The sequence below is a fragment of the Sphingomonas sp. 8AM genome (genome assembly GCF_902506455.1).
Lineage (GTDB): Bacteria > Pseudomonadota > Alphaproteobacteria > Sphingomonadales > Sphingomonadaceae > Sphingomonas.
This window is the reverse complement of the sequence record NZ_LR733844.1, coordinates 7,501-24,185: the sequence shown is the minus strand read 5'-3', so window position 1 is coordinate 24,185 and position 16,685 is coordinate 7,501. Positions and strand designations below refer to the sequence as shown.

General features: G+C 67.1%; 15 protein-coding genes, 1 pseudogene and 1 riboswitch (1 of these 17 running past the window's edge). Of the genes and pseudogenes, 12 read left to right on the top strand and 4 right to left on the bottom strand.

Annotated features, from left to right (window positions below; translation table 11 throughout):
• Window positions 1–6 precede the first annotated feature (6 nt).
• Window positions 7–1,929 carry a M61 family metallopeptidase gene (locus tag BACI71_RS00120; RefSeq protein WP_159753406.1) on the bottom strand — a complete coding sequence of 641 codons (1,923 nt, stop codon included), beginning with the start codon at window positions 1,927–1,929 and terminating at the stop codon, window positions 7–9.
• A gap of 70 nt (window positions 1,930–1,999) precedes the next feature.
• Entirely contained in the window at window positions 2,000–2,650 is a 651-nt protein-coding gene (locus tag BACI71_RS00115) for a DUF1345 domain-containing protein (RefSeq protein ID WP_159753403.1), read from the bottom strand.
• A 52-nt stretch (window positions 2,651–2,702) separates the two neighbouring features.
• Here BACI71_RS00115 and hisS point away from each other — a divergent pair, with 52 nt between their 5' ends.
• The 6 genes and pseudogenes from hisS to BACI71_RS00085 form a co-directional block, all read left to right on the top strand.
• On the top strand, window positions 2,703–3,926 hold the full coding sequence (gene hisS, locus BACI71_RS00110) for a histidine--tRNA ligase (RefSeq protein WP_159753400.1): 1,224 nt from the start codon (window positions 2,703–2,705) through the stop codon (window positions 3,924–3,926).
• A gap of 277 nt (window positions 3,927–4,203) precedes the next feature.
• Window positions 4,204–5,280 carry a peptide chain release factor 1 gene (prfA, locus tag BACI71_RS00105; protein WP_159753397.1) on the top strand — a complete coding sequence of 359 codons (1,077 nt, stop codon included), beginning with the start codon at window positions 4,204–4,206 and terminating at the stop codon, window positions 5,278–5,280.
• Window positions 5,281–5,828: 548 nt separating this feature from the next.
• The gene (gene prmC, locus BACI71_RS00100) at window positions 5,829–6,650 is read left to right on the top strand and encodes a peptide chain release factor N(5)-glutamine methyltransferase (protein ID WP_159753394.1); all 822 of its coding nucleotides are present in this window, start codon (window positions 5,829–5,831) and stop codon (window positions 6,648–6,650) included.
• Between the two features lie 91 nt (window positions 6,651–6,741).
• Entirely contained in the window at window positions 6,742–7,713 is a 972-nt protein-coding gene (locus tag BACI71_RS00095) for a DUF4167 domain-containing protein (protein WP_328803959.1), read from the top strand.
• 144 nt (window positions 7,714–7,857) lie between these two features.
• Window positions 7,858–8,298, top strand: coding sequence for a CBS domain-containing protein (locus tag BACI71_RS00090; protein WP_159753375.1), 441 nt, complete (start codon window positions 7,858–7,860; stop codon window positions 8,296–8,298).
• A gap of 373 nt (window positions 8,299–8,671) precedes the next feature.
• Window positions 8,672–8,776 (top strand): annotated as a pseudogene (locus BACI71_RS00085) (IS630 family transposase); the annotation flags it as partial.
• 102 nt (window positions 8,777–8,878) lie between these two features.
• On the opposite strand, the gene BACI71_RS00080 reads toward BACI71_RS00085, so the two are convergent.
• Window positions 8,879–9,697, bottom strand: a complete 819-nt coding sequence (locus BACI71_RS00080) for an inositol monophosphatase family protein (RefSeq protein WP_159753354.1) — start codon at window positions 9,695–9,697, stop codon at window positions 8,879–8,881.
• A 46-nt stretch (window positions 9,698–9,743) separates the two neighbouring features.
• Here BACI71_RS00080 and BACI71_RS00075 point away from each other — a divergent pair, with 46 nt between their 5' ends.
• The 6 genes from BACI71_RS00075 to thiC all read left to right on the top strand — a co-directional run bounded on the left by BACI71_RS00075 (window position 9,744) and on the right by thiC (window position 16,402).
• A complete protein-coding gene (locus tag BACI71_RS00075; protein WP_159753351.1) occupies window positions 9,744–10,616 on the top strand; it encodes a sterol desaturase family protein in 873 nt (290 codons plus the stop codon).
• Window positions 10,519–10,905 (top strand): DUF2141 domain-containing protein, encoded by a 387-nt coding sequence (locus tag BACI71_RS00070; RefSeq protein ID WP_443018489.1) that lies wholly within the window; start codon window positions 10,519–10,521, stop codon window positions 10,903–10,905. The genes BACI71_RS00075 and BACI71_RS00070 overlap by 98 nt, the downstream gene beginning before the upstream one ends.
• Window positions 10,906–11,027: 122 nt before the next feature.
• Entirely contained in the window at window positions 11,028–11,849 is an 822-nt protein-coding gene (locus BACI71_RS00065; protein ID WP_159760676.1) for a MipA/OmpV family protein, read from the top strand.
• 298 nt (window positions 11,850–12,147) lie between these two features.
• Entirely contained in the window at window positions 12,148–13,194 is a 1,047-nt protein-coding gene (locus BACI71_RS00060) for a ferritin-like domain-containing protein (protein ID WP_159753348.1), read from the top strand.
• 63 nt (window positions 13,195–13,257) lie between these two features.
• On the top strand, window positions 13,258–14,313 hold the full coding sequence (locus BACI71_RS00055) for a ferritin-like domain-containing protein (RefSeq protein WP_159753345.1): 1,056 nt from the start codon (window positions 13,258–13,260) through the stop codon (window positions 14,311–14,313).
• Between the two features lie 90 nt (window positions 14,314–14,403).
• Window positions 14,404–14,514: riboswitch (TPP riboswitch) on the top strand.
• A gap of 40 nt (window positions 14,515–14,554) precedes the next feature.
• Window positions 14,555–16,402, top strand: coding sequence for a phosphomethylpyrimidine synthase ThiC (gene thiC, locus BACI71_RS00050; protein WP_159753342.1), 1,848 nt, complete (start codon window positions 14,555–14,557; stop codon window positions 16,400–16,402).
• Window positions 16,403–16,468: 66 nt separating this feature from the next.
• Here thiC and BACI71_RS00045 read toward each other — a convergent pair whose 3' ends face one another.
• A protein-coding gene (locus tag BACI71_RS00045) for a Txe/YoeB family addiction module toxin (RefSeq protein WP_159753339.1) crosses the window boundary here: on the bottom strand, window positions 16,469–16,685 show its 3' portion. Its footprint extends 50 nt past the window's final position; the window shows 217 of its 267 coding nt (coding positions 51–267); its start codon lies beyond the right edge, outside the window; the stop codon is at window positions 16,469–16,471.

Here is a 16,685-nt window from a genome sequence, read left to right as displayed (position 1 = left end):
CCCGGATCAGCGGGGCGCAAGAAGACGATCGAGACCGGTCTCGCCGGTGCCGATCTTCTGAAGGCGCGGGTAACGCAAGCCATTATGATAGTCGAGTGCTGCACTGCGGAACCGGTCGCCTTGCTTCACGGTCAACGGGATAGCGGTCTTCGTGCCCTTCGCGGCGGTGATCGCGGCCTTCAGTTTGTCGGCGCTATACGCCTCGCCATCGACCGCGACGATCTGGTCGCCGACGGTGAAACCCGCCTTGAAGGCCGCGCTGTCCCACGTGACGCCGGTCAGCGTGCCCGCAGAGTCGAGCACCATGCCGCCTGAATAGGTCAGGTTGGTCGACTTGGCCGCGGCTTCGGCGGCCTTGAACGACGACGTCGGCGTCTCGCTATAGGACAATTGGTAGCCGTTGCGCGCGAATCCGTCGGTCGGCGCGCCCGCGGCATGTTCGGTCAGCCGCCGGCGCAGATAACCCGCCCAGTCGAACGGCACGATGCCGCTCAGCGTTTTGGCGACATCGTCGATCGTATAGGTCACCTCGCCCCAGTCGCCGTCGCGGATGCCGAAGAACGCCTTGGCGAAATCATCGATCGACTTCGCGCCGCCCGACTTCTCGCGCAGCAGCGAGTCCACGTCCATCCAGACGAGCAGCCCTTCGTTGTAATAATCCTCGCTGCGCTGCCAGCTCGTCCAGCCCTTCGGCCGGCGCTGCGAGATCACCGGATCGTTGGTGGTGTCGACCAGCGACCGCCACGCCCGGGCTGGCTGACTGTCGTAGAGCGCCATGATCGCAGCATATTGGTCGAGCGTGTCCTGCTTGCTCACCAGCCCCGAACGCGCCTGGAGCACATAGCCCCAGAATTGCGTCTGCCCTTCATAGACCCACAGCAGCGACCCGCGCATCGGGGTGCGGAAGTCGGGAGTCCACAGGTCGGCACCGCGCCGGAACTTGCCGTCCCAGCTATGCGTGAACTCGTGCGGCAGCAGGTTGCGGCGGCCGGGGCCGTCGTTCCACTTGGTGAAATAGCCCGGCGTCACGCCATTCTCGCTCGACCGGTGATGCTCCAGCCCGATCCCGCCCAGCTTGTCGGTGATCGACAGCAGGAATTCGTATTTGTCGTAATGCTGCGCGCCGAAGGTCTTCACCGCCTGCTCGACCAGCCGCTGGTGCCCGGCGATCTGTTCGGGCGTCGCGGCCAGCTCGGCGGGATCGTCGGCGAAGACGTTCAGGTTGACGCGTGGGGACAGCGGCCAGACCTTGCCATACTTGCCCGCCAGCACCGGCGAGTCGACAAGCACCTCGTAATTGGTGGTGTCATAGCTATAGGTCGACCCTGCCTTCCTGGCCGGGATCGCGCCCGCCGCGGTCCAGCCCTCGGGGTATTTCACATTCATCTGGACCGGGATCTGCCGCGTGAAATACCCGGCCGGATACAGGCTGACCGAATTTGGCTGGAGCGAGATCATCGTCGGGGTCATCACGATCCGACCCTGATTGGTCTGCGTCGCCGAGATGAACTGGAACTGCGCCTCGACCGTCTTCGCGCCCGTCGGCACGTCGATATGGAAGGCGAAGACGTCGACCGGGTCGCGCGTCCATTCCACGCGCTTGCCGTTCGCGGTGATGATGAGCCCGGCCAGCTTCTCGATCTCGCCGCGCGGGCTATGCGCGCCGGGCAGCCATTTCGGGAACAGCAGCACCATATGCCCGGCCTGCGGCACCGGGATCGTCTCCGTCACGCGGAAGATCCCCTGCGACGGATCGCTGGCGTCGACGTTCAGCTTGAGCGTACCGGGGAAGCGCACGTCGCGCGGCGCGGGGATCGTGTCGGTGAACGGCACCGGTTGCGGCGCGCTGTTGCCGGCGGGCACCTGCGCGGCGAGCGGGGTGAGGGCGACGGAGGCGAGAAGGGCGGCGGACGCGAAACGGGCGATCATCGGGGCTCCCAAAGGACAGGGTGACTGACCCGGTTAATCAGCCCGCGCGCCCCGCGTCCAGTCCCGCCGCTCAGTTGGCGCCCAGCACGTTGATGCTGAACGCGATCACCCCGAGGTTGAACACGAACCCGGCCAGGCACTGTCCCAGCACCGCGCGCCGCACCGTGCCGGAGCGGATCGAGACGTCGGAGGTCTGGAACGTCATCCCCAGCGTGTAGCTGAAATAGACGAAGTCCCAGTAATCGGGCGTGTCGGTCCCCGGAAAGTCGATCCCGCCCGCATCCTTTCCGTCCTCGCCGGGCATATAGAACAGATGCGCATAATGCAGCGCATAGACCATGTTCGAGAACAGCCACGCCAGCGCCAGCGTGACGATCACCAGCAACCGCATCGGGTTGCTCTGCCGCCCCTGCAATTCCTCATGCACCGCGGTCAGGATCACCAGCATCACCGCCGCGGTGATCGCCAGCAGCAGGGTGCGATTGGCGTCGTTGGCCTGCGCCACGACGCGCATCTGCGCCGGGCTGTCGTGGCGCGGCAGCCGGATCATGCTGAGCAGGAAGACGACCGCCGCGATATCGAACCCCGCCATCGCCGCGCGGCCTTCGCCAAACGGCGACCACAAAGCCGCGATCGCCACGACCAGTACCGCCGCGAACAGCACGAAGCGCGGCGGTGCGATCCGCCGTCCCAATCCCCACCAGCGCGCGCGATCGTTCATGCGAACAGCCGCTAGCGCTTGCGCGACGCGCCGACTAGTAGCGCACGTTCTTATGGCCCGTATTCCCACCCCGCAGCGCGTGCGCGGCACGCAGGACATCTTCCGTGACGAGCAGCGCCGCTTCGCGCACGTGCTCGACACCTTCGACCGCGTCCGCCGGCTCTATTGCTTCGAGCGCGTCGAGGTGCCGGTGTTCGAGGACACGCAGGTGTTCGCGCGCTCGATCGGCGAGACCACCGACGTCGTCTCGAAGGAGATGTACACCTTCCCCGACAAGGGCGACGACCTGCTGACACTGCGTCCCGAATTCACCGCCGGGATCGCGCGCGCCTATATCACCAATGGCTGGCAGCAGTTCGCGCCGCTCAAGCTGGTCACCAGCGGTGCGGTGTTCCGCTACGAACGCCCGCAAAAGGGCCGCTATCGCCAGTTCCACCAGATCGACGCCGAGGTGCTCGGTGCGCCCGAGCCGGCGGCGGACGTCGAGCTGCTGACGCTCGCCGATCAGCTCTTGCAGGAGCTGGGCGTCGCGGACGGCGTGACGCTGCAACTCAACACGCTCGGCGATGCCGCGACCCGCGATGCATGGCGCGATGCCCTGGTCGCGCATTTCGAGGCGCATCGCGGGGAGCTGTCCGAAGACAGCCTGACCCGGCTCGACAAGAACCCGCTGCGCATCCTCGACAGCAAGGACCCGCGCGACCGCCCGATCGCCGACGCCGCACCGGGCATCGATTCCTACATGAGCGCCGAGGCCGGCGCGTTCTTCGAGAGCGTCCAGAAGGGCCTCGACGCGGCCGGCGTGCACTGGACCCGCAACGAGCGGCTGGTGCGCGGTCTCGATTACTATCGCCACACCGCGTTCGAGTTCGTCACGGACCGGCTTGGTGCGCAGGGCACGGTGCTGGCTGGCGGGCGCTATGACGGGCTGGTCGAGAGCCTCGGCGGCCCGGCGACGGCGGGCGTGGGCTGGGCGGCGGGCGTCGAGCGGCTCGCGATGCTGCTGGAAGAGCCGGCGGCGGCGCGGCCTGACGTCGTGCTGGTGGTCGAGAACGACGCCGCGCATATTGAGGCGGTCGCGACGCTCGCAAAGCTGCGTCGCGCGGGGGTGGCGGCGGAGCTGGTCGCGACCGGTTCGCCCAAGAAGCGCTACGACAAGGCGCTCAAGCTCGATCCGGCCGAAACGCTGACGTTTGCGATGGACGGCGATACGGTCACGACGCGCGGACGCGTGCTGCGCGGCGACACCTCGCGCGTCGCCGAGATCCTCGCGTGATCCTTCCCCCTCGTCGTCGCCCCGGCCTTGAGCCGGGGCCCCGCTTCCTTTCCGACGCGGCGATAGAAGCAACACCGTTGCGAACGTCTGCCTTTCGTACCCCGGCGAAGGCCGGGGCCCAGTTGGGAGGCACCGGTAAGTACCTGAAACACCTTTCCAACTGGACCCCGGCCTCCGCCGGGGTACGGTTGCAGGAACGCGAGATCCCGCACGTTCGCAAAGGTCTCGCAAAAGCGGGACCCCGGAACAAGTCCGGGGTGACGGAGGCAGGTCGCGCATGACCAGTATCTCGATCGACCGCATCCGCCAGATCGAGGCGCGCCGCGACGAACTCGCCGCGCAGATGGCGACCGGCAATCTCGACGGCGACCGCTTCGTGTCGGTATCGAAGGAATATGCCGAACTCGAACCCGTCGCGCAGGCCGCCAGCGAGGTGCGGCGGCTGCGGCAGGAGGCCGAGAGCCTTGCCTTCATGGCGAGCGACGCCGACGCCGAACTGCGGGCAATGGCCGAAGAGGAATTGCGCGAGAACCGCGCCGCCCTCGACGGCGCGGACCGCAAGCTCGCGCTCGCATTGCTCCCGCGCGACACCGCCGACCAGCGCTCGGCGATGCTCGAGCTCCGCGCCGGCACCGGCGGCGACGAGGCGGCGCTGTTCGCGGGTGACCTGTTCCGCATGTACCAGCGCTATGCCGAGCGGCAGGGCTGGCGCGTCGAGCTGATCTCCGCCTCCGACAGCGATGCCGGAGGGTATAAGGAAGTCGTCGCCAGCGTCACCGGCTCGGGCGTGTTCGCGAAGCTCAAATTCGAGAGCGGCGTCCACCGCGTCCAGCGCGTCCCCGCGACCGAAAGCGGCGGACGCATCCACACCTCCGCGGCGACCGTCGCGGTGCTGCCCGAGGCGGAGGACGTCGACGTCCAGATCGACGAGGCCAGGGACCTGCGCATCGACGTGTACCGCTCGTCGGGGCCGGGCGGGCAGTCGGTCAACACCACCGATTCGGCGGTGCGGATCACCCACTTGCCGACCGGGCTGGTGGTGATCCAGCAGGACGAGAAATCGCAGCACAAGAACAAGGCCAAGGCGCTCAAGGTGTTGCGCACCCGGCTCTACGAGGCGGAGCGCGAGCGGCTGGCGGCGGAACGCTCGGGCACGCGCAAGGCGATGGTCGGCTCGGGCGACCGCTCGGAACGCATCCGCACCTACAATTTCCCGCAGGGGCGCGTCACCGACCACCGCATCAACCTGACGCTCCACCGCTTGCCGGAGATACTGGCGGGCGAGATGGACGAGCTGATCGGGGCGTTGATTGCCGAGGACGAAGCGGAACGGCTGGCGACGCTGGAGGCTTGACGCGGCTTGCTGCGTGCCGCGGCAAGACTCGCGCAAGCCCGGCCGGCGGGGCAGCGCCTCGACCGACGACGCGGCTTTGCCGCGGCGCTGTCCTACAGCCGCCCTGTCACGCTATCCTCCCTTCTTTCGGTAAGAACGGTCCCCATGCCCCATCGTCATTGCGAGCGCAGCGAAGCAATCCGGGGTTTTCGCCCGGACGCTCTGGATTGCTTCGCTATGCTCGCAATGACGGCTGGACCACGAATGTTAAGGCGCAATGCCACCGTCCCAACCTTCACATGCGGCACTCACGCAAGGGGCCAACCACAAGCCACACCATACCCCCGTCGCCCCGGCCTTGAGCCGGGGCCCCGCTTCTTGCCGACCGAAGTGAAAGCGGGACCCCGGCTCAAGGCCGGGGCGACAGAAGAATGCGCAAGATCAACCCATTACAGCCGAAACGGCCCACTCTCGACCGTCCACAACACCAATCCACACCCCCAATCCCGAACGTTGAGACACCCCGCCACCGTCTCAACATTCGCAACATTCACGCCGCGCATCCCCGCATGACCACCCCCCGCGACGCTCTCCGCGACGCCGCCGCGCGTTTCGCCTTCTCGCCGACCGCGCGGCTGGACGCCGAGCTGCTGCTCGCGCACGCGCTCGGCATCGACCGCAACCGCCTGCTGCTCTCACTCGACGACCACGACGTCCCGCCCGCCTTCGCCGACCTTGTTGACCGCCGCGCGCGTCACGAGCCGGTCGCCTATCTCACCGGCACCCGCGCCTTCTGGACGATCGATCTCGAAGTCGGCCCCGGCGTCCTCATCCCGCGCGCCGACAGCGAGACGCTGATCGAGGCGGCGGTCGATCATTTCGCCGGGACGATTGGTCCGCGCCGCATCCTCGACCTCGGCAGCGGGCCGGGCACGTTGCTGCTCGCCGCGCTCGATCAATGGCCGGCGGCGACGGGGCAGGGCGTGGACGCCTCGCCGGTCGCGCTCGATTATGCCCGCCGCAACGCAACCGCGCTCGGGATAGCCGATCGCGCGCGCTTCGCCCATGGCAATTGGGCGGACGACATCGCCGAGACCTTCGACCTCATTCTCGCGAACCCCCCCTATATCGAGACGGATACGACGCTCCCCGACGAGGTCGCGCGCTACGAGCCTGCCGCCGCGCTGTTCGCCGGAAGCGACGGGCTCGACGACTATCGCCGCATTGCCACGCAACTCCCGGCGCTGCTCGCGCCCGGCGCGGTGGCGTGCGTGGAGATCGGCGCGACGCAGGGGCGGTCCGCCGCAGCCCTGTTCCGCGCGGCGGGATTGTCGGTCACGGTGCGGCGCGATCTGGGTGATCACGATCGCTGTCTGGTGGTCACGCCTTGAATTTGGCGGGACGCGCTCCAATATTTTGCTTTGAGAACGCCGGCCGGGCGTCTAGAGACGGCGCAGGGGCTCGCGAACTCACCGACATACGTTGGATGGCGCGCCTGCCCTCCCTTCGTCATCAGCCGCTGCAGTCCGGTGGCCATGGCAGGCCCGCGTTACCGAACAGGTCGCGGCGCCGGGGAACGATTGCACCCCGTGCATCGGGAGCGAATGCCGGTTTTGGTTCCAGGACGAGGACAGTGAATTGATCAACAACCGTCAGAACGGTCGCCGTCGCGGCCGTGGTGGTGGCCAGCCGCAGCGTCAGGGCGGCGGCGGTCATGGACAGCGTGACAGCGGCAACCGGATCGACAGTCGCGCACGCGGCAATGCGCCGCAGTTGCTCGAAAAGTACAAGAACATGGCCCGCGACGCGCAGATGGCGGGTGATCGCGTCAACACCGAATATTATCTGCAATTCGCGGATCATTATTTCCGGGTTCTTGCGGACCAGCGCGGCCGGTCGGACGATCAGCAGCCGATGCGGCGTCAGCGCGACGACTTCGACCAGTTCGATGACGGCGACGATTTCGGCGACGAGGGCGATGCGATCCGCGCCGAGGAGCAGCCGCGCGCCAGCGAGACCGAGAATAACGGCCGCGGCGAACGCTTCCGCGACCAGCGTGCGCAGCAACGCGACGATCGTCCCCGTGACGACCGGCCGCGTGACGATCGTCAGCGTGACGACCGCCAGCGCGACGACCGGCCACGAGGCGAGCGCCAGCGCGACAACCGCCCGGCCTACGCCGAGCAGCAGCAGCCCGAGCAGGTCGTCGCGCCGGAACCCGACGTGACCGTCGCGACCGGCGAGGACGATACCGCCCCGCGGCGCCGCCGCGCTCGCAAGCCGCGCGAAGAGGCGGTCGCTCCCGTCGAACAGGCGCCGGCATTTGACGCGGATCGCCTCCCGCCGGCACTCGGCGTCACCGCCGAGCCGGTGAGCAGTGAGGAAGCCGAGGCGCCCAAGCCGCGACGTCGCCGCGTGCGCGCCACGCCTTCCGAGGCGGCCGCAGCCGAATAAGGCGAGGGCTGACCTGCCGATGCACGGCCGGCGTTCCCGAAGGGGAGCGCCGGCCGTTGTCGTTTCCGGCAGTGCTTGTTTTTGCGCGCAAAGAGAGGATGATGCGCAGGCGACGCTAGATCGCGGACAGCATCGGAGGGGATCATGACGATCGCAGCCATTCTCGCGCAAAAGGGGACGGACGTCGTCTCCATCCCGACCGACCTTCCCTTGTCACGGGCGATCGCGATGCTGGCGCAGCACCGCATCGGCGCCTTACCAGTGGTCGGTAACGATGGTGCGGTGCGCGGCATCTTCTCCGAACGCGACATGGTCCGCTTGCTCGCCGATGCCGGCGATGCGGCGTCCGCGTTGCTGTCGACGCCGGTCGGATCGGTCATGACCGCCGAACCGCTGACAGCCACGCGCGACGATTCGATTCTCGCGGCGCTCTCGCTGATGACGCACCGGCGAATCCGGCATCTCCCCGTCGTCGAGGACAGCCGTCTGGTCGGGATCGTCTCGATCGGTGATCTCGTCAAGCACCGCATCGACCGCATTGAAGCCGATGCCGCGGCGATGCGCGACTACATCCAGCAGGCGTGATTCGTGGTTTGTGACGGGTGGAGGACGGGAGCGACGCGGGAAAGCGACGGTTTTCCGCGCTTTTCCGCGCGCAGCGACATAAAATTGCAAAAAGTGTTTGACGACCTTGGCTCCTCCCCGTAGAGGGCTTTTCACCGACGGGGCGCACCACTGAGGCGCGGTTCTGTTGGTCGCCACATAGACGGACAGCGGTCTTTCGCTAGAGATAGCGGGATTGATCGATTGTCCGGTTTGTTGTCGGCGGGCTCTTTGACATTGTAGGTAAGATGAAGGGACATGTGGGCGGCGGCTCTGCGGGTCTTGCACATTCAAGGTGTGTGAGGGTTCGTCAGAAGTTAAGTCGTTTCATGTGTCTTTTTTACGTTTTCCATCCCGATCGGTCGAGACGACATGGCAGCAGATCGGCTCGCTTCTCGACGCCTTCCCACCCCACGAATGCGCCAACTATCTCCGCAACAGCGGCTACGCTTCAACTTAGATGGATCGCACTCTAGCGGCGATCGGCCCGTGCCGCCCGCCGCCAGATTCCGCCCTGCCGGTCCCTTCGGCAGCTCAGGAGGCCGGGGCGGCGGAAGGACGCTCAATGATCGTGGTGATCATGCCCTCCGACGTGGTGCAATGCGTCCAGCACCTCGTCGGCCCGCGCCGGATCGCCGATCGCGAGCACATGGCCGGCGCTGTCGGCGGTCAGCGGATCGCCGTTCCAGTCGCACATCCGCCCGCCAGCGCCCTCGACGATCGGCGCCAGCGCCGCGAAGTCGTACAGCTTGAGCCCGGATTCGCAGACGATGTCGAGGAAGCCGCTCGCCAGTAGCCCGTAATTGTAGCAGTCGCCGCCATAGACCGGTCCCTGCCGCGGTGCGCCGCCGCTCGCCGCGGTCACCAGCGCCATGAAATGCGGCACGTCGGCGTCCTCGAACAGATGCGGGCTGGTCGTCGCGACGATCGCCCCCTCCAGCGCCGCACACGCCCGCGTCCGCACCGGCGCGTCGTTGAGCAGGGTCGGTCGCCCGGTCACGCCCGTCCAGCGCTCGCGCTGCACCGGCTGGTCGATGATCCCCAGCACCGGCCAGCCATCCTCGACCAGCGCGATCAGTGTTCCAAAGATCGCGCGGCCGGCGGTGAAGCTGCGCGTGCCGTCGATCGGGTCGAGCACCCAGCGCCGCCCGGTCACGCCCTCCTTCACGCCATGTTCCTCGCCGACCACGCCGTCGCCGGGACATTCGGCGTCGAGCAGCCGCCGCATCGCCTCCTCGGCCTCACGGTCGGCGCGCGTCACCGGGGAGCGGTCCTCCTTCAGCTCCAGCCCGGCCGGCTGGCGGAAGTACGGACGGATCACCGCGCCGGCGGCGTCGGCGAGGCGGTGGGCGAGCGCGATATCGGCGGGGCGTACAGGCATGGCCCTGCCTATCGCGCCCGTCGGCGATGCGCTAGAAGCCATGCCCATGTCCGCTGCAATCGCTATCCTGTTGTCGGCGCTGGCGATGAGCCTCATCGTCGGCGTGCGCTATCTGGCCGCGAGCGCCGGCTTCGCGCTCGCCACGCGGCTGAAGCACCCGCGGCTCTACGCAGGGCTCGATCCGCAGATCCGCCGCGAGATCCTGTGGAGCCTCGCCTCGGCCGGTATCTATGGCGTACCTGCCGGCATCATCGCCTGGGGCTGGCAGAATCGCGGCTGGACGCGGATCTACGACGACGTCCATGCCTGGCCTTTATGGTATTTGCCGGTGTCGGTGCTGCTCTATCTGATCGCGCACGACACGTGGTTCTACTGGACGCATCGCTGGATGCATCGCCCGCGCGTCTTCAAGCTGGCGCATGCGGTGCATCATGCCAGCCGCCCGCCGACGGCATGGGCGGCAATGGCGTTTCACCCGATCGAAGCGGTGACCGGCGCTGTTGCCATTCCGCTACTGGTGTTCGTGATTCCGATCCATGTCACCGCACTGGGGGTGGTGCTGACGATCATGACGATTATGGGTGTGACCAATCATATGGGCTGGGAAATGTTCCCGCGGTTCATGTGGGGGGGACGGGTGGGCCGGTGGCTGATTACCGCCAGCCATCACCAGCGGCACCATGAACGGTACGGATGTAACTATGGCCTATATTTCCGCTTCTGGGACCGGCTCTGTGGCACCGACGACGGGCTCGGCGATTTCGCGCGCGATCACGCGAAAGCGGCTCGCCGTGTCGGGTCTGGCGTTGCTGGCGGTGCCGCTGATCGGCGCGGCGCCGGTCGGCTCGCTGCAGGTGGACATCGACCATCTGCGCTCGGCCAAGGGGATGCTGCGGCTGTGCCTGACCGCCGATCCTGACAATTTCCCGAACTGCGTCGACGATCGCGACGCGGTAACGCGCTCGGTGCCGGCGGGGCAGACCAGCATTCGTTTCCCGGGCCTGCCGCGCGGCGATTATGCGGTGGCGGTGATCCACGACGAGAATGGCAACAGGAAGCTGGACACGTTCGCGGGCATACCCAAGGAAGGCTTCGGCTTCTCGCGCAATCCCGCGATCCGGTTCGGCCCGCCGCGCTTCTCGGCGGCACGGTTCTCGCTGACCACTGATGCCCAAGAGCAACAGATCCGGATGCGCTACATGCTCTGACGAGCAACATGGAGCAAAATTCCCCGCGAACGGTTGGGCGCGCAGATCGAAGGGGAATTTACGTGCACGTCAATCGTTCTGCCGCTCGCGCGCTGCTCGCCGCCGGGCTTGCCTGTGTCGCGATGCCGGCGCTCGCGCAAGGCGCATCCGTCCCGGCCGAGCCCAACCCCGCGCCCGACCCGGCGCTGGTCGGCGATACGGTGACGGTGGCAGTCGCGGCGGCCTATCTGCCCGACTACGAAGGCTCGGACCATTATCGCGTCGTCCCCGGGCCGGCGGCGATTGGCTCGTTCCACAATTTTGCATTCCAGGTGATCGGCAACCGTGCCTCGATCGATCTGATCCCGAACGCCTCGGGGCCAAGCTGGGACGTGCAGGCCGGGCCGGTCGGCGTCATCAACTTCAACCGCACCAACAACAATTCGATCGACGACCGCCGCATCCGTGCGTTGGGTGAGCGCGACACCGCGATCGAGCTGGGCGGCTACGTCGGGCTTGGGAAGACGGGCGTGCTCACCAGCCCGTATGACAAGCTGTCGGCCTCGCTCAGCTATCGCCACGACGTCAGCGGCGTACACGACAGCGGCATCTGGTCGCCGTCGGTCAATTACTTCACCCCGCTCAGCCTGAAGGCCGGCGTCGGGCTGTTCGCCTCCGCCGAGCGCGTCGAGCGCGGTTTCGCACGCACCTATTTCGATGTCGACGCAGCACAGTCGCTGGCAAGCGGGCTACCGCAATATCGCACGCGCGGCGGTTGGAAGCATTGGACGGTCGGCATGGCCGGCACCTATTCGCTGACCGGCAATCTGCTGAAAGGCTGGAAAGCGATCGGCGGCGTCACCTACAAGAAGATGCTCAACGATTTCGGCGACACGCCGGTGGTGTCGATCGCGGGGTCGCGTAGCCAGTGGCTCGCGGCGATTGGTCTGGGATATACGTTTTAATTCGCAGGGCGGGTCGCCGGAGCGCAGCTCCGTCGACCTCGCCCGAGACCGGCCGGCGGGGCCTCGCCCCGACCGACGACGCAGCTTTGCCGCGGCGACCCATTGCCCCGGGAGCCGATAGGGGCGCTCTCTTCACCTTTCCCGAGAAAAGGCAGAGCCCCGTATCAAGTCCGCGGGAGCGGCGAAGGTACGCGCTTTCCAAAAAATCAAATCCCGTCTTTGCCCCTCGCGCGCTGCTGGCCTATCACGCGCCTCAACGCCGCGTACCGGCGCGAGTAACAGAAGGGACGAGCCTGCCATGACCGATAGCGAGCAGCTGATCGAGACGCTCGACGCGCGCGTGCGTCGCCGCGATTCGCGTCGCGCCTTCTTCACCGGTGCGCTGGGTGCCGCGGCCGCCGCCGCAACATTGTCGGGCGCCGCGCAGGCGCAGACCGCGACTCCCACCCCGTCGCCCTCGCCCACCCCCACTCCGACCTTCACCGAGGTCGACGTGCTCAACTTCGCGCTGAACCTCGAATATCTCGAGGCGAATTACTATTCCTTCGCTGTCACCGGCAGCGGGCTCGCCGCCGCGGACATCAGCGGCTCGGTCGGCACCGCCGGTGCAGCCACGGGCGGGCGCGCGGTCGGGTTCAAGGACCCGATCGTCCAGCAATATGCGCAGGAAATCTATCAGGACGAGCTGGCGCACGTCCGCTTCCTGCGCGCGCAGTTCACCGATACATCACGGCTCGCTCAGCCTGTGATCGACCTCGGCACCAGCGCGTCGGGCGCATTCAGCACCGCCGCACGCCGTGCCGGGCTGGTCGGCGAGGGTGTCGCCTTCGACCCTTATGGCTCGGACGAGGCATTCCTGCTCGGCGCTTATCTGTTCGAGGATGTCGGCGTCACCGCCTACAAGGGCGCCGCGCCCGCGCTCATCAACAGCAAGATTTATCTGGAGGCCGCCGCCGGCATCCTCGCGGTCGAGGCGTATCACGCCGCGATCATCCGCTCCGTGCTGTATCGCAAGGGGCTGCAGACGCCCTCGCTCCAGCTCATCGAGGCGACCACCGGCATTTCCAGGGCGCGCGACACGCTGGACGGCAGCCCGACCGAGGACCTGGTTCGCGGCATCGGCCCCGTCGACGATACGGGGCTGGCGACCGGCACCATCGTCGACAATGGCGTGTCGCTCGACGTATCGAACATCGCGCCGCTCAACAGCAACGGCATCGCGTTCAGCCGCACGCCGCTGCAGGTGCTCAACATCGTCTATCTCAACCAGGCGGCGGTACCGAGCGGCGGCTTCTTCCCGGCCGGGGTCAACGGCAACATCAAGACAAGCGCGGCATCGGCCTGACGCGAGGCGGCTCGCACCGCCTCCCCGCCTTTGCCCATACGCCCCGCAACAGGGAATGACGCCATGATCAAGGATTCCGTTTTCGCCGCGCTCGAACTCGCCGAGGCCCGCCGGGCCGAGCGCCGCCGCTTCCTCAAGCTGGCCGGCGCTGGCACCGCCGCGGCCGGCGGGCTCGCGCTGTTGTCCGCCTGCGGCAGCGACAACAACAACAGCACGACGCCAAGTCCGACTCCCACCCCGACGCCGACCGCGACCGGCAGCGTCTCCACCGACGTCGCGATCCTGCAACTGGCGCTCAACCTCGAATATCTCGAGGCCCAATTCTATTCGTTCGCGGCGTTCGGGCGTTCGCTGCCCGAGGCGAGCCTCACCGGCACGGTCGGTACGCGCGGTGGCGTGACCGGCGGGCGCAAGGTCACCTTCTCGGACCCGATCATCGCCAGCTATGCGCGCGAGATCGCCGCCGACGAACTGGCGCATGTCAACGCGCTGCGCGCCGTCATTACCTCGGTCAGCGCCGCGCAGGTGATCCACCAGCCGGCGATCAACATCGACGGCGGGGCGACCGGCGCGTTCAGCGCCGCTGCGCGCGCAGCGGGGATTGCGGACGGCAACGGCGAATTCGATCCGTACCTCAACGACGACAATTTCCTGCTTGCCGCCTATCTGTTCGAGGATGTCGGGGTCACCGCCTACAAGGGCGCGTCGCCGCTGATCAGCAGCGCGATCTACCTGGAAGCCGCCGCAGGCATTCTCGCGGCGGAGGCGTATCACGCCGGCCTGATCCGTGCCGAGCTTTACCGCCGCGGCTCGGAAGCGCGGGTCAAGGCGAACAAGATCTCCGACGCGCGGGACTCGCTCGATGGCAGGCCCCTCGACGGCGCGACCGACCGCAAGGATCTCGACCAAGGGATCACTGCCACGGTCAGCGGGGCGGAGGTGGCCAACATCGTCCCCGCTGACAGCAACGGGATCGCGTTCAGCCGCTCGACGCTGCAGGTCCACAACATCGTCTACCTGACCGATGCGGCGAAGACCTCGGGCGGCTTCTTTCCGGCCGGCACCAACAATTCGATCGAGGCGCTGCGCACCAGCGGCGACTTCAGCAAGGCAAGCTGATCCGTCTTTCCGATGCCGGCAGGGCCGCGCTCCGCAACCGTCGGAGCGCGGCCTTTTTCGTTGGTGTCGCGGCGTTGGCGCGCGTATACCGGCCACTCCCCGGGGGACCGCCGATGCTGCGGTTGAGAGGAGGGCCGCAGCCCTCGACCCGCTGAACCTGATCCGGCTGACACCGGCGTAGGGAGTGGATGCGGCGTCTCCGGACCACCCTTCCTTCTCCCGGACTAGAGGAGAAGACGTGATGGCCGACGTTCCCGCCCGTACCGAAATCGGTGTCACCACCGGCCCGATCCGCGGCAGCCGCAAGGTCCATGTCGGCCCGCTGAACGTCGCGATGCGTGCAATTGACCTCGACCCGTCGTCCGGCGAACCGCCGCTCAACGTTTACGACACCTCCGGCCCGTACACGGACCCGACCGAGCGCATCGACATTGGTGCGGGCCTGCCTGCGCTGCGTCGCGAGTGGATCATCGGGCGGGGCGATGTCGAGGCCTATGACGCCCGCGAACTGCGTCCCGAGGACAACGGCCAGCTCGGCCCCGACCGGTCGGGCGGCGTCCAGCCCTTCCCGAACGTCAACCGCCGCCCGCTGCGCGCAAAAGCCGGCGCGAACGTCAGCCAGATGCATTACGCCCGCCGCGGCATCATCACCGCCGAGATGGAATATGTCGCGACCCGCGAAAATCTCGGCCGCGAGATGCTCCGCGAATACGTCCGCGACGGCGAGAGCTTCGGCGCGAGCATCCCCGATTACGTGACCCCCGAGTTCGTCCGCGACGAGGTCGCGCGCGGCCGCGCGATCATTCCGAACAACATCAACCATCCCGAATCCGAACCGATGGCGATCGGCCGCAACTTCCTGGTCAAGATCAACGCCAATATCGGCAACAGCGCGGTCGCCTCGAACGTCGCGGCGGAGGTCGACAAGCTCGTCTGGTCGATCCGCTGGGGCGCGGACACCGTCATGGACCTGTCGACCGGGCGCAATATCCACGACACGCGCGAGTGGATCATCCGCAACTCGCCGGTGCCGATCGGCACCGTGCCGATCTATCAGGCGCTGGAGAAGGTCGGCGGGATCGCCGAGGAGCTGACGTGGGAAATCTTCCGCGACACGCTGATCGAACAGGCCGAACAGGGCGTCGATTACTTCACGATCCACGCCGGCGTCCGCCTGCCCTACGTCCCGCTCACCGCGAAGCGCGTCACCGGGATCGTCTCGCGCGGCGGCAGCATCATGGCGAAATGGTGCCTCAGCCATCACAAGGAATCGTTCCTCTACGAACGCTTCGACGAGATCACCGAGATCATGAAGGCGTATGACATCGCCTATTCGCTCGGCGACGGCCTGCGCCCCGGCAGCATCGCCGATGCCAATGACGAGGCGCAGTTCGCCGAGCTGTACACGCTCGGCGAGTTGACCAAGCGCGCCTGGGAACAGGACGTGCAGGTGATGATCGAGGGCCCCGGCCATGTGCCGATGCACAAGATCAAGCAGAACATGGAAAAGCAGCTCGAAGCGTGCGGCGAAGCGCCCTTCTACACGCTCGGGCCGCTCACCACCGACATCGCGCCGGGTTACGACCACATCACGTCGGGCATCGGCGCGGCGATGATCGGTTGGTACGGCACCGCGATGCTTTGCTACGTCACGCCCAAGGAGCATCTGGGGCTGCCCGATCGCGACGACGTGAAGGTCGGCGTGGTGACCTACAAGCTCGCCGCGCACGCCGCCGATCTGGCCAAGGGCCACCCCGCCGCCAAGCTGCGCGACGACGCACTGAGCCGCGCGCGCTTCGAGTTCCGCTGGCGCGACCAGTTCAATCTGTCGCTCGATCCCGATACGGCGGAATCGTACCATGACCAGACGCTTCCGGCGGAAGGCGCGAAGACCGCGCATTTCTGCTCGATGTGCGGGCCGAAATTCTGCTCGATGAAGATTACGCAGGAGGTGAGAGACTTCGCGGCGAAGCAGAATGCGCCGGTGGAGACGTTCGTCGCGGCGGAGGAAGCCGAGGCCGGGATGGCGGAGATGAGCGAGCGGTTCAAGGAGAAGGGCGGCGAGGTTTATCTGCCGGCAGCGGAGTAAGCTTTCCGCTCATCCGGCCTCTTAAATCAGGCGGTCAACAGGAGCCCGGCGGTCAGAGCGCCGGGCTCAATAATGATACCGACACTGCGCCACCTGCAGCACCCGCTCCTCGCCGCTTCCCGCGACCCGATACACCAGCCGATGCTCATGACTGATCCGGCGCGACCACCAGCCTGACAAATTGCCTCCGAGCGGCTCCGGCTTGCCCGTGCCCCTGAACGGATGCCGCCGACATTCCTCGATCAGCGCGTTGACCTTGGCGAACAGCTTGGCGTCGTGAGCA

Coding starts and splice junctions, on each gene's coding strand:
- BACI71_RS00060 (WP_159753348.1), top strand. CDS start 12,148: ATGACCGATAGCGAGCAGCTGATCGAGACGCTCGACGCGCGCGTGCGT.
- BACI71_RS00090 (WP_159753375.1), top strand. CDS start 7,858: ATGACGATCGCAGCCATTCTCGCGCAAAAGGGGACGGACGTCGTCTCC.
- BACI71_RS00120 (WP_159753406.1), bottom strand. CDS start 1,929: ATGATCGCCCGTTTCGCGTCCGCCGCCCTTCTCGCCTCCGTCGCCCTC.
- prmC (WP_159753394.1), top strand. CDS start 5,829: ATGACCACCCCCCGCGACGCTCTCCGCGACGCCGCCGCGCGTTTCGCC.
- BACI71_RS00075 (WP_159753351.1), top strand. CDS start 9,744: ATGTCCGCTGCAATCGCTATCCTGTTGTCGGCGCTGGCGATGAGCCTC.
- BACI71_RS00055 (WP_159753345.1), top strand. CDS start 13,258: ATGATCAAGGATTCCGTTTTCGCCGCGCTCGAACTCGCCGAGGCCCGC.
- BACI71_RS00065 (WP_159760676.1), top strand. CDS start 11,028: ATGCCGGCGCTCGCGCAAGGCGCATCCGTCCCGGCCGAGCCCAACCCC.
- hisS (WP_159753400.1), top strand. CDS start 2,703: ATGGCCCGTATTCCCACCCCGCAGCGCGTGCGCGGCACGCAGGACATC.
- BACI71_RS00115 (WP_159753403.1), bottom strand. CDS start 2,650: ATGAACGATCGCGCGCGCTGGTGGGGATTGGGACGGCGGATCGCACCG.
- BACI71_RS00080 (WP_159753354.1), bottom strand. CDS start 9,697: ATGCCTGTACGCCCCGCCGATATCGCGCTCGCCCACCGCCTCGCCGAC.
- thiC (WP_159753342.1), top strand. CDS start 14,555: ATGGCCGACGTTCCCGCCCGTACCGAAATCGGTGTCACCACCGGCCCG.
- prfA (WP_159753397.1), top strand. CDS start 4,204: ATGACCAGTATCTCGATCGACCGCATCCGCCAGATCGAGGCGCGCCGC.